Annotated in this window: 19 protein-coding genes; 6 read left to right on the top strand and 13 right to left on the bottom strand. The window is 59.7% G+C overall.

The annotated features are described in order from the left end of the window. The first annotated feature begins 23 nt into the window (after positions 1 to 23). Positions 24 to 965 (top strand): LysR family transcriptional regulator, encoded by a 942-nt coding sequence (locus HGP31_RS07625; RefSeq protein WP_168757401.1) that lies wholly within the window; start codon positions 24 to 26, stop codon positions 963 to 965. Between the two features lie 23 nt (positions 966 to 988). On the opposite strand, the gene HGP31_RS07620 is transcribed toward HGP31_RS07625, so the two are convergent. The 6 genes from HGP31_RS07620 to cysK all read right to left on the bottom strand — a co-directional run bounded on the left by HGP31_RS07620 (position 989) and on the right by cysK (position 7,549). After that, positions 989 to 1,852 (bottom strand): DMT family transporter, encoded by an 864-nt coding sequence (locus HGP31_RS07620; protein ID WP_168757400.1) that lies wholly within the window; start codon positions 1,850 to 1,852, stop codon positions 989 to 991. A gap of 383 nt (positions 1,853 to 2,235) precedes the next feature. Next, the gene (gene rfbA, locus HGP31_RS07615; RefSeq protein WP_020797842.1) at positions 2,236 to 3,114 is read right to left on the bottom strand and encodes a glucose-1-phosphate thymidylyltransferase RfbA; all 879 of its coding nucleotides are present in this window, start codon (positions 3,112 to 3,114) and stop codon (positions 2,236 to 2,238) included. A gap of 2 nt (positions 3,115 to 3,116) precedes the next feature. After that, complete coding sequence (gene rfbD / locus HGP31_RS07610; RefSeq protein ID WP_033043478.1) at positions 3,117 to 4,013, bottom strand: dTDP-4-dehydrorhamnose reductase; 897 nt, start codon at positions 4,011 to 4,013, stop codon at positions 3,117 to 3,119. Further along, the gene (rfbB, locus tag HGP31_RS07605) at positions 4,010 to 5,080 is read right to left on the bottom strand and encodes a dTDP-glucose 4,6-dehydratase (protein WP_168757399.1); all 1,071 of its coding nucleotides are present in this window, start codon (positions 5,078 to 5,080) and stop codon (positions 4,010 to 4,012) included. The genes rfbD and rfbB overlap by 4 nt, the downstream gene beginning before the upstream one ends. 323 nt (positions 5,081 to 5,403) lie before the next feature. Further along, positions 5,404 to 6,342, bottom strand: coding sequence for an aspartyl/asparaginyl beta-hydroxylase domain-containing protein (locus tag HGP31_RS07600; RefSeq protein ID WP_033043477.1), 939 nt, complete (start codon positions 6,340 to 6,342; stop codon positions 5,404 to 5,406). Positions 6,343 to 6,574: 232 nt separating this feature from the next. Continuing rightward, positions 6,575 to 7,549, bottom strand: a complete 975-nt coding sequence (gene cysK / locus HGP31_RS07595; protein ID WP_020797838.1) for a cysteine synthase A — start codon at positions 7,547 to 7,549, stop codon at positions 6,575 to 6,577. A gap of 128 nt (positions 7,550 to 7,677) precedes the next feature. Between cysK and HGP31_RS07590 the strand changes: the two genes are divergently transcribed. From HGP31_RS07590 to HGP31_RS07580, 3 genes are all read left to right on the top strand, one after another. Next, the gene (locus HGP31_RS07590) at positions 7,678 to 8,754 is read left to right on the top strand and encodes a DUF748 domain-containing protein (RefSeq protein WP_033043475.1); all 1,077 of its coding nucleotides are present in this window, start codon (positions 7,678 to 7,680) and stop codon (positions 8,752 to 8,754) included. Positions 8,755 to 8,914: 160 nt separating this feature from the next. Then, complete coding sequence (locus tag HGP31_RS07585; RefSeq protein WP_008055443.1) at positions 8,915 to 9,760, top strand: AAA family ATPase; 846 nt, start codon at positions 8,915 to 8,917, stop codon at positions 9,758 to 9,760. A gap of 18 nt (positions 9,761 to 9,778) precedes the next feature. After that, positions 9,779 to 10,957: a vWA domain-containing protein gene (locus HGP31_RS07580; protein ID WP_008055445.1), complete on the top strand. Its 1,179-nt coding sequence runs from the start codon at positions 9,779 to 9,781 to the stop codon at positions 10,955 to 10,957. A 117-nt stretch (positions 10,958 to 11,074) separates the two neighbouring features. Here the strand turns inward: HGP31_RS07580 and HGP31_RS07575 are convergent, their stop codons facing one another. The 4 genes from HGP31_RS07575 to HGP31_RS07560 all read right to left on the bottom strand — a co-directional run bounded on the left by HGP31_RS07575 (position 11,075) and on the right by HGP31_RS07560 (position 14,811). Beyond that, a complete protein-coding gene (locus HGP31_RS07575; protein ID WP_168757398.1) occupies positions 11,075 to 12,001 on the bottom strand; it encodes a 5-oxoprolinase subunit C family protein in 927 nt (308 codons plus the stop codon). Further along, a complete protein-coding gene (gene pxpB, locus HGP31_RS07570) occupies positions 11,998 to 12,702 on the bottom strand; it encodes a 5-oxoprolinase subunit PxpB (protein ID WP_168757397.1) in 705 nt (234 codons plus the stop codon). Before pxpB ends, HGP31_RS07575 begins: the two co-directional genes overlap by 4 nt. Next, on the bottom strand, positions 12,699 to 13,451 hold the full coding sequence (locus HGP31_RS07565; protein WP_168757396.1) for a 5-oxoprolinase subunit PxpA: 753 nt from the start codon (positions 13,449 to 13,451) through the stop codon (positions 12,699 to 12,701). Before HGP31_RS07565 ends, pxpB begins: the two co-directional genes overlap by 4 nt. A gap of 73 nt (positions 13,452 to 13,524) precedes the next feature. Further along, a complete protein-coding gene (locus HGP31_RS07560) occupies positions 13,525 to 14,811 on the bottom strand; it encodes an MFS transporter (RefSeq protein WP_020797833.1) in 1,287 nt (428 codons plus the stop codon). 147 nt (positions 14,812 to 14,958) lie between these two features. Between HGP31_RS07560 and HGP31_RS07555 the strand changes: the two genes are divergently transcribed. Continuing rightward, entirely contained in the window at positions 14,959 to 15,873 is a 915-nt protein-coding gene (locus HGP31_RS07555; RefSeq protein ID WP_020797832.1) for a LysR family transcriptional regulator, read from the top strand. Positions 15,874 to 15,990: 117 nt separating this feature from the next. Here HGP31_RS07555 and HGP31_RS07550 read toward each other — a convergent pair whose 3' ends face one another. Genes HGP31_RS07550 through HGP31_RS07540 form a run of 3 tightly spaced genes read right to left on the bottom strand, consistent with a single transcriptional unit; the run spans position 15,991 to position 17,852 of the window. Further along, positions 15,991 to 16,533: a DUF2937 family protein gene (locus HGP31_RS07550; RefSeq protein ID WP_083348394.1), complete on the bottom strand. Its 543-nt coding sequence runs from the start codon at positions 16,531 to 16,533 to the stop codon at positions 15,991 to 15,993. Between the two features lie 12 nt (positions 16,534 to 16,545). Then, a complete protein-coding gene (locus HGP31_RS07545) occupies positions 16,546 to 17,322 on the bottom strand; it encodes a class II glutamine amidotransferase (protein ID WP_008056134.1) in 777 nt (258 codons plus the stop codon). Between the two features lie 32 nt (positions 17,323 to 17,354). Continuing rightward, on the bottom strand, positions 17,355 to 17,852 hold the full coding sequence (locus tag HGP31_RS07540; protein ID WP_020797830.1) for a hypothetical protein: 498 nt from the start codon (positions 17,850 to 17,852) through the stop codon (positions 17,355 to 17,357). Between the two features lie 214 nt (positions 17,853 to 18,066). Here HGP31_RS07540 and HGP31_RS07535 point away from each other — a divergent pair, with 214 nt between their 5' ends. Next, entirely contained in the window at positions 18,067 to 20,121 is a 2,055-nt protein-coding gene (locus HGP31_RS07535) for a S9 family peptidase (RefSeq protein WP_168757395.1), read from the top strand. Positions 20,122 to 20,148 lie beyond the last annotated feature (27 nt).

The raw sequence follows: 20,148 nt of genomic DNA, 5'->3' as shown, positions 1-20,148 counted from the left end.
AGTTTTGTTCGCGAGTACGGCCCATGTCCCGAATTCCTGATGCCAATGTAATCCACAGTCGACTGCGTCTGCGCCAGCTGCGGCTGATGCTGGCGCTGGAGGAATTCGGCTCTTTGCGCCGTGCCGCCGACCACATCGGCATGACTCAGCCGGCGGCGACCAAGATGCTGCACGAGGCTGAGGATCTGCTCGGCGTCGAACTCTTTGAACGCCTGCCTCGGGGCATGCGCTCAACCCCGTTCGGGGAAACTGTCATCTACTACGCGCGCATGGTCTTCGCCGAACTCAGCGGCATGCGCGAAGAACTGGTCGCCCTGCAATCTGGCAACCTGGGGCGAGTCGCCGTTGGCGCGATTCCGGCGCTGGCCTCGGGGCTGTTGACCCGCACCATCGCGACCTTGAAGCAAAGCCATCCACGCTTGTCCATGAGCATCCAGGTCGATACCAGCGACGTGCTGGTGCAGGCGCTGCTGCAGGATCAACTGGACATTGTCCTGGGAAGAATTCCGCCCGGAGCACGGGCCGAAGAACTGCTGTTCGACAGCCTGGGTGAAGAAGCCCTGTGTGTGATTGCCGGTGCGCAGAATCCGCTGGCGAAGGAGAAGCAACTGGGTTGGGCAGAACTGCAGAACATGACCTGGGTGCTGCAACAGCAACCCAGCCCGATGCGCGCGATCATCAACCAGGTGTTCCATAATGCGCGGGTCGATATCCCCAGCAGCATCGTCGAAACCACCTCGATCATGACCTTGCTCTCATTGATTCAGCAAACCGATATGCTCGGCGTCACGCCGGTGTCGGTGGTCGAGGATTATCCTGGTCGTGACTTGCTGGCGGTATTACCGATCAAGTTCGAAGCACGCTTGCCGCCGTACGGGCTGATTACCCGTCGCCATCGCATTCAGTCGTCGGCGATGCAGGCGTTCATGAACTCGGTGCGCGCCGAACATGCGCTGAGCAAATGAAAAGGCCCCTACAGGGAAATGGTTTACGCGGCTTTACGGAACACGAACACCAGGCCGACGATAATCAGCACCATGCCGAGGATGCTCAACATCGCCAGTCGATTGCCGAAAATCAGGTAATCCATCACGGCCGTCACGGCGGGTACCAGATAGAACAGACTGGTGACATTCACCAGATTGCCCCGGGCGATCAAGCGGTACAGCAACAAGGTCGCCAGCACCGACACCACCAGGCCCATCCACAACACGGGCACGATGAAACCGCTACCGTGTTCGAAATGAAAGGGCTGGAACGGCACGAAAATCCCGCAAAGCAACAGCCCCGCCAGGTACTGCACCGGCAGCGTGCCGAGGGGATCGTCGGTGATGCGTTTCTGCATGATCGAACCGAAGGTCATGCTCACCAGCGCCAGCAAGCCAAAGAGCATCCCGGCCAGCGACATACCGGCCAGGCCGATGCCCTGATAGACCACCATGATCAAGCCGGTCAAGCCCAGCGACAGGCCGAACATTCGGCTGGCTGAGCGCTGACGCTCCATGAGCACCACCGTGAGAATCGGTTGCACGCCCATGATGGTCGCCATCACACCGGGCGTGACCTTGAGGTCGAGCGCCAGCAGATAAAAAATCTGGTACGCCCCCAGTAACACCATACCGGTGGCCATCGCATAGCGCATCGCCCGGCCGCCCTTGGGCAACTTCAACTTGAGCAACGGCATCAACAACACCAGGCCGCACAAGGCGATGACGAAGCGAATCAACAGAAAGGCAAAGGGTGACGCATGGGCCAACCCCCACTTGGAAAAGATCGCCCCGCTGCTCCACAGCAGAACGAACAGGCTCGTGGAAGCCGCCGCGAGCGCGGATTTTTTCGAAAGGACAAACATGAATACCACCTGTAGTCAGGCAAGAAGCCAACTCAGCCGAAGCTGAAATCCAGTAGTTTTTTTACGGGCGTATTTGCAGGCGGGCAGGGAAACAGCAGAAAACGCTGATCAGCCCGAAATGCCAACACCCGGCGGCGCTACGACTGCGCACACCGACGTGCTACTGACAGGTGGAGGGTAATGACTGATCTGCACAGGCTGCTGGTTCCCGCACGGCACGACGCCAGCGTTGACCGCTGAATCGACTACCGCGTTGATGAGGGATGCAGGCATTGGGCTGATCTTTTTCGAGGGATTAAGAAAGCAGGTCATGAGGACCTGCTTGTGTTGACTATACCCAGAGCTCGACACCCTTGGCAATGCATTGGAAGGCGTGACAGGCATCAACCCGCTTGCAAAAGACGGTTGAGGTACTGGCCGTAACCATTTTTCGCCAAGGGGGCCGCCAGTCTTTGCAACTGATCGGCATCGATCCATTTCTGCCGGAAGGCAATTTCTTCAGGGCACGCGACTTTAAGGCCCTGGCGACGTTCGAGCGTGGCAATGAACAGACTGGCATCGAGCAGTGAGTCGTGAGTCCCGGTATCCAGCCAGGCATAACCGCGCCCCATGATTTCTACCGACAGGTTGCCCTGGTCCAGGTAAAGACTGTTGATATCGGTGATTTCCAGCTCGCCACGCGCCGATGGCTTGATGCTCTTTGCCATCTCGACCACGTCCTGGTCATAGAAATACAAGCCGGTGACCGCAAAGTTCGACTTGGGCTTGAGTGGCTTTTCTTCCAGGCTGATCGCCTTGCCCTGGCCGTCGAACTCGACCACGCCGTAACGCTCCGGGTCATTGACGTGATAGGCAAAGACACTCGCCCCGGACTGGCGCGCCATGGCACTTTGCAGGATGTTGATGAAGTCGTGGCCGTGATAGATGTTGTCACCCAGGACCAGGGCGCTGGGGTCGTTGCCGATAAAGTCTTCGCCGATGATGAATGCCTGCGCCAGGCCATCGGGCGAAGGCTGCACGGCATAGGTAATGTTCAGGCCCCAACGGGCGCCATCCCCCAGCAGCTGCTCGAAACGCGGAGTGTCCTGGGGTGTGGAAATGATCAGGATATCGCGGATACCCGCCAGCATCAGGGTGCTCAGTGGGTAGTAGATCATCGGCTTGTCGTAAACCGGCAGCAGCTGCTTGGAGATGGACAGTGTCGCCGGATGCAGACGTGTACCGGAGCCGCCGGCAAGGATGATGCCTTTACGATTGAGCATATTCATTTCTCCAGTATTTCTGCGAGCATCCGTGTCACGCCGACTTTCCAGTCAGGCAAGCTCAGCGCAAAGGCCTTTTGCAGTTTTCGCGTATCGAGTCGGGAGTTGCCTGGGCGTCGTGCCGGCGTCGGGTACGCCTCGGTGCCGATCGCCTCGACCATTGCCGGGGTTACCTTGAGGTTAATGCCTGCGCGCTCGGCTTGTTCTAGTACAAATCGAGCATAGCGACACCAGGTGGTTTCGCCAGTGGCGGCAAGGTGATAGATCCCGCCCAATTGCGGGTCGGCCAGTACGCTGCGGATGACATGGGCGGTCACATCCGCCAGCAATTCGGCACCGGTTGGTGCGCCGAACTGGTCATCGATCACGGCCAGGCTTTCACGTTCACGGGCCAGGCGCAGCATGGTCGTGGCAAAGTTGTTGCCCCGCGCGGAATACACCCAGCTGGTTCGCAAGATCAGATGCGCACAGCCGCTGGCGGCAATCGCCTGTTCGCCGGCCAGCTTGCTGGCGCCATAGACACTCAATGGCGCTACCGGATCAGTTTCCTGCCAGGGTTGGTCGCCAAGCCCTGCGAACACATAATCGGTGGAGTAATGCACCAGCAGAGCCTTGAGCCGTAGCGCCTCTTGCGCCAGCACTGCCGGCGCATCGGCATTGATCCGATAGGCCAGCTGCGATTCGCTTTCGGCCTTGTCGACCGCAGTGTAGGCCGCGGCGTTAACGATAACGTCCGGCGCGAAGCGTTGCACGGTAGCGGCCAGCCCCGGCAAATCATTCAGGTCACCGCAGTACGCCTGGCTTGAGGAGTCCAGCGCCAACACTTCTCCAAGGGGCGCAAGGCTGCGTTGCAACTCCCACCCCACCTGGCCGTTCTTGCCGAGCAAGAGCAGCTTCATGCGCGGCGCCCGGCATAATTTTTCTCGACCCATTCGCGGTAGGCACCGGACTGGATATTGCGCACCCAATCCTGGTTGTCCAGGTACCACTGGACGGTTTTGCGAATGCCGGTCTCAAAGGTTTCTGCCGGCTTCCAGCCCAGTTCACGTTCGAGTTTGCGGGCATCGATGGCATAACGACGGTCGTGCCCTGGCCGATCGGTCACGTAGCTGATTTGTGCATGGTAGGGTTGCCCGTCCGCGCGCGGACGTAGCTCATCAAGCAGCGCGCAGACGGTGTGCACGATTTCCAGGTTGGTTTTTTCGTTCCAGCCACCGACGTTGTAGACCTCACCCACGCTGCCGGCCTCCAACACGCGGCGGATGGCGCTGCAGTGGTCCTTGACGTACAACCAGTCGCGGATTTGCTGGCCATCGCCATAGACCGGCAATGCCTCACCGGCCAGCGCGTTGACGATCATCAACGGAATCAACTTTTCCGGGAAATGATATGGCCCATAGTTGTTCGAGCAGTTGGTGGTCAGTACGGGCAGGCCATAGGTGTGATGATAGGCGCGCACCAGGTGATCGCTGGCGGCTTTGCTCGCCGAGTAGGGACTGTTGGGTTCATACGCGTGACGTTCGGTGAACGCCGCCTCGTCCTTGGCCAGCGAACCATAGACTTCGTCGGTAGACACATGCAGGAAGCGAAAGGCCTGCAACGAATCGCTCGCCAGCCCTTTTACGTAGGCGCGTACGGCTTCCAGCAAACGAAATGTGCCAACGATGTTGGTGTCGATGAATGCCTGTGGCCCGTGGATGGAGCGGTCGACATGCGACTCGGCGGCAAAATTGAGAATGGCACGGGGCCGGTGCTCTTCGAGCAAGCCTTCGACCAAGGCGCTGTCGCCGATATCGCCTTGCACGAATACATGCTGCGTATTGCCCGTCAGGCTGCTGAGGTTATCCAGGTTGCCGGCATAGGTCAGCTTGTCCAGATTGACTACGGTTTCGTCGGAGTGAGCCAGCCAGTCCAATACGAAGTTTGCCCCAATGAAGCCTGCACCGCCAGTTACCAGGATGGTCATTGATTCAGACCTTTTTCAGTAAGGTTGCGAGGATCGGGCCCAGGTTCTCAAAGACGCATTGCCCCTTCAAAACCGGCAGGCTTGAAAACCGTGCAGCCCGGTTAAAACCCAATGGCGTTACGGCCAAGGCAATTCTGCTGTCGCAAGGGTTGAATTAGGTTTTGAACATTCAGCGCACGCCAGTTCTGCGACCGGCTCCATATACTCTCTGGGCGCCCTGACGGCATTTACGGGCGACATTTGTAATATAGCAAAGCTTCCAAAAATAAAAAAAAGATCGCCTGATGGCGATATTTTTTCCTGTCGTTGTGGCCAGCAGTTGTTCAGCCCAGCAGCCAATGAGCCAGCAAAGCCAGCACGCCGATCGCCAATACCGGCCGCATTACCCGGTACGCCTTGGGATAACGACGTTTCCACTGCTTGATCGCCCCACTGAACCTGTCGCTGAATCGCTTGCTCCAGGCATAGGCCTGGTTAATCCCGCCTACGCGTTCGTCCGCAAGGTTCTGCGGCGCGGTGGCGCGCCCCAGCAGGCCACTGATCCAGCGGTTGATTCCTGTGATCAAACGATTGCTGAGCGGGCGCTCGATGTCGCAGAACAGGATGACTCGGGGCTTGTCGGTTTCGTTCTTGACCCAGTGCACATAGGTTTCGTCGAACATCACGTCTTCACCGTCACGCCAGGCGTAGGCCTGACCGTCGACGTAGATGCGGCAAGCGTCGCTATTGGGCGTCGCCAACCCCAGGTGATAGCGCAGGGAGCCGGCGAATGGATCGCGGTGCGGATTAAGATGACTGCCCCCCGGCAGCAGGGCGAACATGGCCCCCTTGACGTTGGGAATCGCACTGACCAGCGCCACGGTCTTCGGGCACAGCAGTTCGGCCGAAGGCAAGGGTTTGTCGTACCACTTCAGGTAAAAACGCTTCCAGCCCTTCTTGAAAAACGAACCGAACCCGGCGTCGTTGTTTTTTTCCGCGGCGCGAATGTAACCCTCATCAAACAGGTGCATCGCTTCGTCGCGGATAATTTCCCAGTTGTACTTAAGCACATCCAGCTCGGGAAACTTGCTGCGGTCCAGGTAGGGTTTTGAAGGCACGCCGGAGAACAGGTACATCATGGCATTGTAGGGGGCAAACAGGGCCGAGTGGTTGACAAATTGACGCAAGACCGGCAACCGCGCCTTGCCGCGCAAATGCACATAGTAGGTACTGCCCAGAAACAGCAGCAACAACGACGCTTTCGCGGCAATCGAAACGCTCATCAACAACTCCTTGATCGATAGACATCTGCGCAACGCCATTCCTCGACGCGGCCATGGGCATGATAACCACTACCAATCACGGGGAAAACCCGCGGTACCCGAGATACAGTGTCAAGCAATGCGTAACAAAGCATTTCTTAACACAGCGTGCCTGAACGCTTGCTGATCGACGTCATCCACGCTCGATGAAGAAGGGATGCCCCCTCTCCACCGTTTGAAGCTTCGCTGCCCGTTACTGCTGATTCTCCTGCTCGGTGAACAGATCGCTGAACAGCATGCTCGACAAGTAACGTTCACCGGAATCCGGAAGGATCACGACAATGGTCTTGCCCTGCATTTCCGGGGTCTCCGCCAGGCGCACCGCCACTGCCATCGCGGCGCCGCAGGAAATGCCGCACAGAATGCCTTCTTCCTGCATCAAGCGCAGGGCCATGGCCTTGGACTCCTCGTCGGTGACCAGCTCCACCCGGTCGACGATCGACAGGTCGAGGTTTTTCGGCACAAAACCGGCACCGATGCCCTGGATCTTGTGCGGGCTGGGTTTGATTTCTTCACCGGCCAACGCTTGGGAAATCACCGGTGATACAGCGGGCTCCACCGCCACCGAGACGATAGGTTTGCCCTGGGTATTCTTGATATACCGCGAAACGCCGGTAATGGTTCCGCCTGTTCCGACACCCGCCACCAATACATCCACCGCACCGTCGGTATCGTTCCAGATCTCGGGCCCGGTGGTCTTTTCGTGGATGGCGGGGTTGGCCGGGTTGTCGAACTGCGCCGGCATGAAGTATTGGGCCGGATCACTGGCGACTATTTCCCCGGCCTTTTCGATCGCACCTTTCATGCCCTTGGCCGGCTCGGTCAGCACCAGTTCCGCCCCCAGCGCCTTGAGTACCTTACGGCGCTCGATGCTCATGGAGGCCGGCATGGTCAGCATCAATTTATAGCCTCGCGCGGCGGCCACGAAGGCCAGGCCGATGCCGGTGTTGCCGGAAGTCGGCTCGACAATGGTCATGCCCGGCTTGAGCCTGCCTGTGCTTTCGGCATCCCAGATCATGTTGGCACCGATCCGGCACTTGACCGAGTAACCGGGGTTGCGTCCCTCTATCTTGGCCAGGATGGTGACGCCGCGCGGCGCGATACGGTTGATCTGCACCAACGGCGTATTACCGATGGAATGGGCATTGTCAGCGTAGATACGGCTCATGGCTGGGTCCTTAACGACAGCATTGAAATAGGGCACCAAGGTAAGCCTCTTGCCCGTAGGCGTCCAGTCAGGTCGAACGTCCGGAGGTGACTGTAGTCAATGCTTTAGAACGCCAGAGAATTACCACCATGAAACGTCGATACCGCTGGCCATTGTGGAGCTTCACCGGCCTCGTTGTGCTGCTGGTTGCCCTGCACTTCGCCCTGCCCTACCTGGTGCGCGACTACCTCAATGACAGGTTGGCGAACATGGGCGCCTACCGCGGCGAGATCGCCGACGTGGACCTGGCCCTGTGGCGCGGAGCCTACAAGATCAACGGTTTGAAAATCGTCAAGGTCGAGGGCAAGGTGCCGGTGCCCTTCGTCAACGCGCCATTGATCGACCTTTCGGTCAGCTGGCATTCGCTGTGGTATGACCACGCGGTGGTCGCCGAAGTGAAGTTCGTCAAGCCTGAGGTCAACTTCGTCGATGGCGGGGCCAACAAGAAAAACTCGCAAACGGGTGAAGGCACCGACTGGCGCGCCCAACTGGGTAAATTGCTGCCAATAACCCTCAACGAAGTAAAAATCGACGATGGCAAGATCAGCTTTCGCAACTTCAACTCCAAACCACCGGTGAACCTGAATGCCACCAAGGTCGACCTGAACATCTACAACCTCACCAACGTGGTCGACTCCAAAGGCAAGCGCGATGCCCGATTCGATGGCAAGGCGCTGCTGCTGGGGCATGCCCCCCTGGAAACCACCGCCACTTTCGATCCACTGAGTAACTTCGAAGACTTCGAGTTTCGCATGCGAGCCCGGGACATTCAGCTCAAACGCATGAACGACTTCGCTTCAGCCTATGGCAAGTTCGATTTCAATGCCGGCCATGGCGACGTCGTGATCGAAGCCCAAGCCAAAAAAGCCAAATTGACGGGCTATATCAAGCCGCTGCTCAGGGATGTCGACGTGTTCAACTGGCAACAGGACGTGGAAAACAAGGACAAGGGGATTTTTCGTTCCATCTGGGAGGCGCTCGTCGGCGGCACCGAAACCGTACTGAAAAACCAGGGCAAGAACCAGTTTGCGACCCGTGTCGAGCTAAGCGGAAACGTCCATCAAAAAGATATCAGCGCGTTCCAGGCGTTTTTGCAGATTTTACGCAATGGTTTCATTCAGGCATTCAATGCTCGCTACGAACAACCCAAGCCGGACGCCGGTTAACGTTGCCGCCAATACTGAGTCAAGATGTGACGCTCCATTCAGAGACTGAATAGGCCGTCTGCGTTCACAGTCGACCGGGCGTCGCGTTATAGTCGAGGCTGACCATTTATATTCCCGCCCTGCCTCGCTCAGGCCGGCGTTACCGTTCGAGGATTAGCAGATGAAGTTCGAAGGCACCCAGGCCTACGTCGCCACCGATGACCTTAAGCTGGCGGTCAACGCCGCCATCACCCTGGAGCGGCCACTGCTGGTCAAGGGCGAACCAGGCACCGGCAAGACCATGCTCGCCGAGCAACTGGCCGACTCCTTTGGCGCCAAGCTGATCACCTGGCACATCAAATCGACCACCAAGGCGCACCAGGGGCTGTACGAGTACGACGCGGTCAGCCGCCTGCGCGACTCGCAGCTGGGCACGGAAAAGGTCCACGACGTTCGCAACTACCTGAAGAAAGGCAAGCTCTGGGAAGCTTTCGAGTCCGAAGAGCGCGTGATCCTGCTGATCGACGAAATCGACAAGGCCGACATCGAGTTCCCCAACGACCTGTTGCAAGAACTCGACAAGATGGAGTTCTACGTCTACGAGATCGACGAGACCATCAAGGCCAAGAAGCGCCCGATCATCATCATCACCTCCAACAACGAGAAAGAGCTGCCGGACGCCTTCCTGCGCCGCTGCTTCTTCCACTACATCGCGTTCCCTGATCGCACCACGATGCAGCGGATCGTCGACGTGCACTACCCGGACATCAAGAAAGACCTGGTCAGCGAAGCACTGGACGTGTTCTTCGACGTGCGCAAGGTGCCGGGCCTGAAGAAGAAGCCTTCGACCTCCGAGCTGGTGGATTGGCTGAAGCTGCTGATGGCCGACAACATCGGCGAAGCGGTGCTGCGCGAACGCGATCCAACCAAGGCCATCCCGCCGCTGGCAGGTGCCCTGGTGAAGAACGAACAGGACGTGCAATTGCTTGAGCGCCTGGCGTTCATGAGTCGTCGCGGTAGTCGTTGATCATCTGGGGCAAATGCCATGCTGCTCAATCTGTTCAATGAAATGCGCGCAGCCAAGGTACCGGTCTCGGTGCGCGAGCTGCTGGACCTGATCAACGCGCTGAAGCAGCGCGTTACCTTCGCCGACATGGACGAGTTCTATTACCTGTCCCGGGCGATCCTGGTGAAGGACGAAAAGCATTTCGACAAGTTCGACCGGGCCTTCGGGGCCTACTTCAATGGTCTGGAAAAGCTCGATGATCATCTTCAGGCGTTGATCCCGGAAGACTGGCTACGCAAGGAATTCGAACGCTCCCTGACCGACGAGGAACGGGCGGCGATCCAGTCCCTCGGTGGCCTCGACAAGCTGATCGAAGAATTCAAGAAACGCCTGGAAGAACAGAAGGAACGCCATGCCGGTGGCAACAAGTGGATCGGCACCGGTGGTACCAGCCCGTTCGGTTCCGGCGGTTTCAACCCGGAAGGCATTCGGGTCGGCGATGCCGGCAAGCGCCAGGGCAAGGCCGTGAAAGTCTGGGATCAGCGCGAGTACAAGAACCTCGACGATTCAGTCGAGCTGGGCACGCGCAACATCAAGGTCGCCCTGCGTCGCTTGCGCAAGTTTGCCCGCCAGGGTGCAGCCGAAGAACTCGATATCGATGGCACCATCGACCACACCGCGAAAGATGCCGGGTTGCTGAACATCCAGATGCGTCCGGAACGGCGCAACACCGTCAAGCTCTTGCTGCTGTTCGATATCGGCGGTTCGATGGACGCCCACGTGAAGATCTGCGAAGAGCTGTTCTCGGCGTGCAAGACCGAGTTCAAGCACCTGGAGTACTTCTACTTCCACAACTTCATTTATGAATCGGTGTGGAAGAACAACATGCGTCGCACCTCCGAACGCACCTCCACCATGGACTTGCTGCATAAATACGGCGCCGATTACAAAGTGATCTTCATCGGTGACGCCGCCATGGCGCCCTACGAAATCACCCAGGCCGGTGGCAGCGTCGAGCACTGGAACGAAGAAGCCGGCTACGTGTGGATGCAGCGGTTCAAGGAGAAGTACAAGAAACTCATCTGGATCAATCCGTACCCGAAAGATACCTGGGGCTATACCTCGTCGACCAATATCGTCAGGGATTTGATTGAGGACCAGATGTATCCGTTGACGTTGCGGGGGCTTGAGGAAGGGATGCGGTTTCTTTCCAAATAATCTCGGGTGTCTGGTTGGACGCCTTCGCGAGCAGGCTCGCTCCCACAGTTGATCTTTGTAGTACATGAGATCCCTGTGGGAGCGAGCTTGCTCCGGGCGGCGTTCCGACGAAGCTTTTTAATGGTTCAAAAACAGACGCAAATACTCGACCTGCTCATGGTGCGCCACCTCCTGCACCACCGGCCGCAATCGCACCTGTGCCCCCGGCAAACACTGCGCCAATCGCGCCAGCGCCAACGGCGTCAATGCCCCCAACCGCGGATAACCGCCAATGGTCTGCCGATCATTGAGCAGCACGATCGGCTGGCCGTCCGGCGGCACTTGCACAGCCCCCAATGGAATGCCCTCGGAAATCATCGGTTTGCCTTGGTATTGCAACGCCGGTCCCAACAGCCGAATACCCATCCGGTCGGCACGGCTGTCGAGGTTCCACACGCTGTTGAACGCATCGAACAGACTCTGCCCGCTGAACTCACCGATCTGCGCACCGAGCACCAGATCCAACGGCATATCAAGCTTCAAGTCCGGCCGCTGATCGGCGGTCAATTCGCGCAGCAACATCACCGAATTGCCCGAATAGCTCAAGCTCGCGCCCTTGCTCAGCGCATGGCCCATGCCATCCAGTCCGCCAAGCTCCTCACGCACCACCGTCGAGCTGCTGCCCAACACCTTCGGCGCATCAAAACCACCTGGCGCGGCCAGATAGGCCCGGGCGCCGAGCAAGGGCTGGCTGAACTGCAAACGCTGACCTTTGTTCAGCCGGAAACTGCGCCAGGGTGCCAGCGGCTCGTCGTCCACCCGCGCGCCAAGATCCGCCCCGGCCAGCGCGAGCACGCAATCGTCCTCGGCCACTACGGTGAACCCGCCCAGGGTGATTTCGATCACCGGCGCATCCAGCCCGTTACCCAGCAACCAATTGGCCCACGACATCGAACGCCAATCAGCCGCGCCGCCCTGGGTCACGCCCAGATGGCGCACGCCGAAACGGCCTGCGTCCTGCAACAGGCACAGTGGTGTACTCGCTTCAATCGTCAGACGGCTCATGCCTGGGCCTCCAGTGGCGTGTCGTCACCGCCCAGGTTGATGAATTCGGCATGGTCGACCGCTTCGAAACGCACGGTGTCACCCGGCTGCATCAAGCTGTAGCCGTCACGGTTGCGATCGAACAATTTGGCCGGCGTGCGGCCGATCAGGTTCCAGCCGCCGGGCGATACCACTGGATAGGCGGCCGTCTGCCTTTCGGCGATACCGACACTGCCGGCGGCGACCTTCTTGCGTGGCGTGCTCAGGCGCGGTGCGGCGAGTACTTCTTCCACCAGGCCCATGAACGCGAACCCCGGTGCGAATCCCAGGGCGAACACCTGATACTCACGTTCGCTATGACGACGGATCACCTCTTCCACCGCCAACCCACTGCGTTGCGACAACAAGCTCAGCTCCGGACCGACGCTCAAGTCGTACCACACCGGCAGCACGTGACTTTTGCCACGAGTGCGCGCATTGGGCGACAGGTCGATAAGCGCTTCGGCAATCAATTCCCGGGCCTGGGTCGGGCTCAACGCGGTCAGGTCGTAATGCACCATCAAGGTCGTGTAGGACGGCACCAGGTCGATCAGATCCTTGCCGAACGCCGCCCGCAGGCTTTCGCTGGCCGCCAGCATCCATGGCATGTTGGCTTCAGCGATTTCATCGAACAGACGCACCATCAGGCAATCGAGCGCGACCACTTCTACCCGCAGTTTCATGACGCGCCCAGCTGGTTCAAGGCTTCACGAATGCGCCGCACGGCCGCCACCGAACTGGCATTGTCGCCGTGCACGCACAGGGTGTTGGCCTGCAAGTGCAAGGCGCTGCCGTCGCTGGCGGTGAGGTGATCGCCACGGGCGATGATCAACGCCTGCTCGATGATTTTCTCCGGTTCGTGATGCACCGCTCCCGGCAGTTGCCGCGAAACCAGCCTGCCGGCGCTGTCGTAGGCGCGGTCGGCGAAAGCTTCGAACCACAGGGTCACGCCATATTCTTCGCCCAATTGCTGCGCGGCGCTGTTGTCGCGGGTGGCCATCAGCATCAACGGCAGGCTGCGATCGTAGGACGCCACCGCTTGCAGCACGGCGCGCAATTGCGCGGGGTTGGCCATCATGTCGTTGTACATCGCACCGTGGGGTTTGACGTAGCTGACCCGACCGCCCTGGGCTCGGCAGATGCCGTCGAGGGCGCCGATCTGGTAATGCAGGATGTCCTGCAGTTCCTGGGCACCATAGGCCATGGAACGACGGCCAAAACCGACCAGATCCTGGTAAGCCGGATGCGCGCCGATCTGTACACCGTGGCTGAGGGCCAGGCTGACGGTCTTGCGCATGATGCTCGGGTCGCCGGCATGGAAACCACAGGCGATGTTGGCGCAATCGATGAAGGGCATGACTTCCGCGTCCAGACCCATGGTCCAGTTACCGAAACTCTCGCCGATGTCGCAGTTCAATAGCAGGCGGCTCACGCTGAACACTCCTGTAGGCTTTATTCTTTTTAACTGTGGGACATATCCGTATGACACGCCCGCAGATTATCAGTTACTGGGCGTCGAGTTGCTTGCCACGGGTTTCCGGCAAGCTCAGGGCCGCCAGAATCACCACGCCGTAGGACACCGCCGCAAAGGCACCGATGCCAACGCTCAATGGCACCGTCTGGCTGAGCAGGCCGATCAGCAGTGGGAACAATGCCGCCAGCGCGCGGCCGATGTTGTAGCAAAAGCCCTGGCCTGAGCCGCGAATGCGGGTCGGGAACAATTCGGTCAGGAACGCGCCCATGCCGCTGAAAATCCCCGAGGCAAAGAAGCCCAGCGGAAAGCCCAGCCACAGCATCACACCGTTGCTGACCGGCATTTGCGTGTACAGCAGCACAATGGTGAACGAGCCGACGGCGAACAGGATGAAGTTCTTTTTACGACCGAGGATGTCGGTCAAATAGGCGCTGATGACGTAACCGACGTACGAGCCGACGATCACCATCGCCAGGTATCCGCCGGTACCGAGTACGCTCAAACCACGCTCGTTTTTCAGGAACGTCGGCAGCCAGGAAGTAATCGCGTAGTAACCGCCCAGCGCACCGGTGGTCAGCAGCGAAGCGCGAATCGTGGTGAAGAGCATGCCGGGGGCGAAGATCTCGTAGAACTTCGACGGATTGCTCGGCGCCTCCTTGGCTTTGGCTTCGCGGTAGATTTCCGGGTCCTTGACCAGGCGGCGAACGAAGATCACGAAAATCGCCGGCACGATGCCGAGGATAAACAGCGCGCGCCAGGCGTCTTCCGGCGGCATGATCGAGAACAGTAGCGCATACAGGATCGCGGTCAGGCCCCAGCCCAGCGCCCACCCCGATTGCACCATGCCCACGGCCTTGCCGCGGTCCTGGGCGCGGATGACTTCGCCGATCAACACCGCGCCGGCGGTCCACTCGCCGCCAAAACCGAAGCCCATCAAGGTCCGCGCAATCAGCAGCTGTTCGTAACTCTGGGCGAAACCGCAAAGGAAGGTGAAGAAGGCAAACCACAGCACGGTCAGTTGCAGGGTGCGCACGCGACCGATGCGGTCGGAGAGAATGCCCGCCACCCAGCCACCAATGGCCGAAGCGATCAGCGTGCTGGTGTGGATCAGCCCGGCCTGGCCGGTGGTGATGCCCCACATGGCAATCAGGGTCGGCACCACGAAGCTGAGCATCTGGGTGTCCATGCCATCCAGGCCATAACCGATCTTGCAGCTCCAGAAGGTGCGGCGTTCCTGCTGATTGATGTTGCGATACCAGTCGAAAGGTCCCGGGCGAGCCGTGGCTTTCGAAATGACGGTGGTGTCGGGCGCACTCATGGCAAATCTCCGCGCTGGTTTTATTGGTATTGTTCTGAGCCCCGACGACGCCTATCGTGGGAACCGGATGTGTCGATTCTTGGACGCGCCAGCCCTCTGCGTCCAACTAATAAAAACCCGCCCTAGCCATAAGAAAAACTTGATCACATGAACCTGAAGTTTCTCGAAACCTTCGTCTGGGTCGCCCGGCTCAAGAGTTTCCGCCTCACCGCCGACAAGCTCTTCACCACCCAGGCGTCGATTTCCAGCCGCATCGCCGTGCTCGAAGGCGAGCTTGGGGTGAAGCTGTTCCTGCGCGACTCGCGCGGTGTGAGCCTGACACCGGAAGGCTTGAAAGTGCTCGAGTACGCCGAGCAGATGATGGACACCATGCAGGCGCTCAAGCATTCGATCGAGACCCGTTCAAGCAAGGCCGGCCGCGTGCGCATCGGTGTCATGGACACGGTGATCCACACCTGGCTAAGCCCGCTGGTGGCGCAGATGACCGATCACTACCCCCTGGTGGAAATCGAACTGGTGGCCGATACATCGCTCAACCTCTGCGATCAGCTGCAAAAAGGCTTTCTCGATGTGATCCTGCAAACCGACCTGCTGCGCCAGGAAAGCGTGCGCAGCCTGGAACTGGCCAGCCACCCCATGGGCTGGATCGTCGCCAGCAATTCGCTCTACAACCGCGACTACTCAGGCATCGCGGACCTGGCGAACGAGCGGATCATTACCTACTCGAAAAACTCCCACCCCCATCAGGAAGTGCTCGCACTGATGCAGGCCAACGGCGTCATGGCGCCACGGTTGAACTGCGTGAACTCGGTCTCGGCGATCACCCGGTTACTGCGCGACGGTTTTGGCATCGGTGCATTGCCGCCGGTGTTGGTGGCGGAGGAACTGGCACGGGGTGAGTTGACCTTGCTGGACATCGACCAGAGACCACCAGACCTGCAAGTGGTGGTGTCGTGGCGGGTGGGCGTGGAATGGGTCGAGGAGATTGTGACGTTGTGCCAGCAAGTACTTAAGGATTATGCGCGGCGGGTGGGTGAAAACTACATTACCCTGGCTGACTGATGATCGTTTCCACGCTCTGCGTGGGAATGCCTCAACGGACGCTCCGCGTTCGGCTCTGGAGGGGACGCAGAGCGTCCCTGGCTGCATTCCCACGCAGAGCGTGGGAACGATCATCACTTACAACCCGCGCAGATCCCGCTCTTCGATCGGCCGGCTCTGGCGCAGGCGCTTGCCGCCCAACACCACCCAATCGATCAGGCGGAACAGGCACTCGATCCCGAACGACAGCAGCAACGCGCCGCTCATGCCCCAGATCATCGCCTCCGGGGTCAGCAGGATCTGGTAGCTGTAGCCATTCCAGGTTTCCTTGCGAATGTCCGGATCCGCGGCCAACACTACTTGCAGGAAGCGGATATACCACGGCCCTTGCATCGCCTGGAATTGCTTGTCCAACGCCACCTGGCGAGTCAGCAGGTTGCCCAGGCTGTCGGCGTCGCTGCGAAAGATCGGATCTTCACTGGCGCGATAGTGAGCGACCAGGGCCTGCATGTCGCCCTTGAAGAATTGATTGGCGGTGTTCTGAAACCCGCTCAGCCCGGCCTGCGATTCAATCAGGTGCGCTTCGACCCGCTTGGCGTAATCATTGATGAACCCCGGCACCTGGACACCGATCAACAGGCCCGCCGCAAACAACACCAGCCGCAAATAACTGAGCAACATGGGGGATGATCCTTATTCGGTCCGGCCCTGGCTGACGCATTCACCACGTCGCCACAGGCTCCATTGGCCTGGCTCGTAGCGGGTCCAGGTTTCATTTTCGGTCAAGGGCTCGGTGGCGATCACCGTGACCACATCGTTGGGCGTGGTTTCGGCCTGGAAGTCGACGATCACATCGACATCCTTCAGGCGCGCCGGGCCGAACGGGGCGCGACGGGTGATCTGCGCCAGTTTGGTCGAGCAATAACAGAACAGCCAGTCGCCATCGCTGAGCAGGCAGTTGAACACGCCCTTGCTGCGGTATTCGGCGCAGGCGGCGACCAGGTCCGGCAGCAGTTCTTCGACCTCCACGGGCTCGGGAAACGCGGCCCGCACACGGTTGAGCAAGTCACAGAACGCCGCTTCGCTGTCGGTATCGCCAACCGGGCGGTAGAAGCTGGCCGTCGGTTGCAGGTCTGCCAACTGGCCATTATGCGCGAAGCACCAGTTACGCCCCCACAACTCGCGTACGAACGGATGGGTGTTGGAAAGGCAGACCTTGCCGACGTTGGCCTGGCGGATATGCCCGATCACCACTTCGCTCTTGATCGGGTAGCGTTGCACCAGGTTCGCGACTTCCGACTCACAGCTCGCCGCCGGGTCCTGGAACAAGCGCAAACCCCGACCTTCGTAGAAAGCGATGCCCCAACCGTCCCGATGTGGACCGGTACGCCCACCGCGCTGCATCAGCCCGGTGAAGCTGAACACGATATCGGTCGGGACATTGGCGCTCATGCCCAATAACTCACACATGCTCGAACTCTCGCTTTATGGCAGGGGCACGGTTACAGACGGGGTTCGACGCGCATCCGCTGGGGATTGCTCGGCACCGGCGGTCGACCGTAGCGATCATCGCCGGCACCGCCGAAGGGGTGATCCTCTTCCGGCTCGTCGGCACGGATCGCGGCCTGGACGGCGGCGGCCTGTTCCTTGCGGGCCCTGGCACCACGCTCGAGGACGAAACGAATCGCCACGAACACCAGGTAGATGCCGAAAGCGATCATGCCGTACATCAGCAGGTCGGAAATCGCCCGCCACGCGTTGTTGCCGACCTTGAACAACAGGTCGAGCGCCGTGATGGCAATGGCCGGGGCCACTTTTTCCTTCACCGGGTCAATGATGGTCGGGCTGAAAAGCAGCACCGCCACCAGCAAGCGCAGGGGTTCGCGCAGCCAGCGCCACATCCAGCGGGTGATGCGCATCCACACCAGCAGGCAGCCCAAAGCGGCAAAGGCGTAGAGGCCCCAAGCGATCAGATAGTCGTTCTCGGTCATGGTGTCCATGGCAAGGCAGGCAAAGAGGCGCTTATGATAACGGCTTTTCGCATGTCAGGCTGCCGAAATCCAGCCAGCAACGCGCAACCCCTGTGGGAACGGGCTTGCTCGCGAAAGCGGTATGTCAGTCAACAGAGATGTTGAATCCGATGGCCCCTTCGCGAGCAAGCCCGCTCCCACAAGTTGCGAAGCCCTTATTTCGTACATTGATCGAGAACCTTTCATGCCCCTATCCGCCAACGTTTCCGATGCCCCGATTGCCCGCAAGGCCGAAGGATCCGACCCGTATGCCTGGCTGCAGGAGCGCGACAGCGCTGCGGTGCTCGACTACCTGAAGGCCGAAAACCGTTATCAGGAGGCGCAAACCGCTGATCAGGCCGGGTTGCGCGAAACCCTGTTCGAGGAGATCAAGAACCGGATTCTCGAAACCGACCTGTCCCTGCCCTCGCCATGGGGCCCCTACCTGTACTACACGCGCACCACGGCGGGTGACGAATACGCCCGTCACTACCGCTGCCCGCGCCCGGCCGACGACAGCCTGGTCCTCGACGAAAGCCAGGAACAACTGCTGCTGGACCCTAACGAGCTGGCCAAAGGCGGCTTCTTTTCCCTCGGTGCGTTCAGCATCAGCCCCGATCACCAGCGCCTGGCCTACAGCATCGATTCCACGGGCGACGAAATCTACACGCTGTTCGTCAAGGAGTTGTCCGACGGTCGCGTCAGTGAACTGGAGTTCCAGGACTGCGACGGCAGCATGACCTGGGCCAACGACAGCCTGACCCTGTTTTTCGGCGAGCTGGATGACACCCATCGTCCGCACAAGCTGTTGCGCTATCGCCTCGATGGCACGGCGGCCGAAGAGGTGTTCCATGAAACGGACGGCCGCTTCTTCATGCACTGCTACCGTTCGAGCTCCGAACAACAATTGCTGCTGTCGGTGGGCAGCAAGACCACCAGCGAAGTCTGGGTGCTCGACGCCAACCTCCCACAACTGCCCTTTACCTGCGTAGCGCCACGGGTGGAAAACCATGAGTACGACGTTGACCACGGCACGCTCGATGGCCAATGGACCTGGTTCATCCGCACCAACCGCGACGGCATCAACTTTGCCCTGTACACCGCCGTCGATAACGGCGTGGCGCCAGCCGAGGCCGACTGGCGGAACCTGATTCCCCACAGCGACACAGTAATGATCGATGGCATGAGCCTGAATGCCGGCGCCATGACCCTGAGCCTGCGGGTCGGCGGCTTACCGGTTATCGAAGTTCACCCGCAGGACCTGCCGAGCTATCGGGTTCAATTGCCAGACGCGGCCTATAGCCTGCACGTGCAGAACAGCCTGGAATTCGTCAGCGAGCGAATTCGCCTGCGTTACGAAGCGTTGAACCGCCCTGCGCAAATCCGCCAGCTGGAACTGGTCAGCGGCGAGCAGAAAGTGCTCAAGCAAACCCCGGTGCTTGGCACGTTCGACGCCGACGCCTATGTCAGTCAGCGCCTGTGGGCCACGGCGCCCGATGGCACACAAGTGCCGATCAGCCTGGTGGTCAAGCGCGAAGCGCTCGGCAAGCCGGTTCCGCTCTACCTGTACGGCTATGGCGCTTATGGCGAAAGCCTCGACCCGTGGTTCTCCCACGCCCGCCTGAGTTTGCTCGATCGCGGCATGGCGTTCGCCATCGCTCATGTGCGCGGCGGCGGCGAACTGGGTGAAGCCTGGTATCGCGCCGGCAAGCAGGAGCACAAGCAGAACACCTTCAGCGACTTCATCGCCTGCGCCGAACACCTGATCGCCAAAGGCCTGACCACCGCGCCACAACTGGCGATCAGCGGCGGCAGTGCCGGCGGCCTGCTGATCGGGGCGGTGCTCAACCAGCGCCCGGCGCTGTTTGGCGCGGCGATTGCCGAAGTGCCGTTCGTCGATGTGCTCAACACCATGCTCGACCCGGAGCTGCCATTGACCGTCACTGAATACGACGAGTGGGGCAACCCTCAAGAGCCTGACGTTTATGAGCGGATCAAGGCCTACGCGCCTTACGAAAACGTCACCGCGCAAGCCTATCCACCGATGCTGGTGATCGCCGGCTACAACGACAGCCGCGTGCAGTACTGGGAAGCGGCCAAATGGGTGGCGAAATTGCGCGTCACCAAAACCGACAGTAATCCGCTGTTGCTCAAGACCGAACTGGGCGCCGGGCATGGGGGGATGAGCGGTCGATACCAGGGATTGCGTGACGTAGCGCTCGAATACGCATTTTTGTTCAAGGTGCTGGGTGTTGCCTGAGGAACTTGGGCCGATGAACCGGTCTTA

This window comes from Pseudomonas umsongensis, assembly GCF_012647205.1.
GTDB lineage: Bacteria > Pseudomonadota > Gammaproteobacteria > Pseudomonadales > Pseudomonadaceae > Aquipseudomonas > Aquipseudomonas umsongensis.
Note: the sequence above shows the minus strand (reverse complement) of the source record. Positions and strands in the feature narration are given on the sequence as shown.

Bases quoted from the DNA above. Each gene is read 5' to 3' on its own strand.
- HGP31_RS07625 (WP_168757401.1), top strand. From the start codon at position 24: ATGTCCCGAATTCCTGATGCCAATGTAATCCACAGTCGACTGCGTCTG.
- HGP31_RS07620 (WP_168757400.1), bottom strand. From the start codon at position 1,852: ATGTTTGTCCTTTCGAAAAAATCCGCGCTCGCGGCGGCTTCCACGAGC.
- rfbA (WP_020797842.1), bottom strand. From the start codon at position 3,114: ATGCTCAATCGTAAAGGCATCATCCTTGCCGGCGGCTCCGGTACACGT.
- rfbD (WP_033043478.1), bottom strand. From the start codon at position 4,013: ATGAAGCTGCTCTTGCTCGGCAAGAACGGCCAGGTGGGGTGGGAGTTG.
- rfbB (WP_168757399.1), bottom strand. From the start codon at position 5,080: ATGACCATCCTGGTAACTGGCGGTGCAGGCTTCATTGGGGCAAACTTC.
- HGP31_RS07600 (WP_033043477.1), bottom strand. From the start codon at position 6,342: ATGAGCGTTTCGATTGCCGCGAAAGCGTCGTTGTTGCTGCTGTTTCTG.
- cysK (WP_020797838.1), bottom strand. From the start codon at position 7,549: ATGAGCCGTATCTACGCTGACAATGCCCATTCCATCGGTAATACGCCG.
- HGP31_RS07590 (WP_033043475.1), top strand. From the start codon at position 7,678: ATGAAACGTCGATACCGCTGGCCATTGTGGAGCTTCACCGGCCTCGTT.
- HGP31_RS07585 (WP_008055443.1), top strand. From the start codon at position 8,915: ATGAAGTTCGAAGGCACCCAGGCCTACGTCGCCACCGATGACCTTAAG.
- HGP31_RS07580 (WP_008055445.1), top strand. From the start codon at position 9,779: ATGCTGCTCAATCTGTTCAATGAAATGCGCGCAGCCAAGGTACCGGTC.
- HGP31_RS07575 (WP_168757398.1), bottom strand. From the start codon at position 12,001: ATGAGCCGTCTGACGATTGAAGCGAGTACACCACTGTGCCTGTTGCAG.
- pxpB (WP_168757397.1), bottom strand. From the start codon at position 12,702: ATGAAACTGCGGGTAGAAGTGGTCGCGCTCGATTGCCTGATGGTGCGT.
- HGP31_RS07560 (WP_020797833.1), bottom strand. From the start codon at position 14,811: ATGAGTGCGCCCGACACCACCGTCATTTCGAAAGCCACGGCTCGCCCG.
- HGP31_RS07555 (WP_020797832.1), top strand. From the start codon at position 14,959: ATGAACCTGAAGTTTCTCGAAACCTTCGTCTGGGTCGCCCGGCTCAAG.
- HGP31_RS07550 (WP_083348394.1), bottom strand. From the start codon at position 16,533: ATGTTGCTCAGTTATTTGCGGCTGGTGTTGTTTGCGGCGGGCCTGTTG.
- HGP31_RS07545 (WP_008056134.1), bottom strand. From the start codon at position 17,322: ATGTGTGAGTTATTGGGCATGAGCGCCAATGTCCCGACCGATATCGTG.
- HGP31_RS07540 (WP_020797830.1), bottom strand. From the start codon at position 17,852: ATGGACACCATGACCGAGAACGACTATCTGATCGCTTGGGGCCTCTAC.
- HGP31_RS07535 (WP_168757395.1), top strand. From the start codon at position 18,067: ATGCCCCTATCCGCCAACGTTTCCGATGCCCCGATTGCCCGCAAGGCC.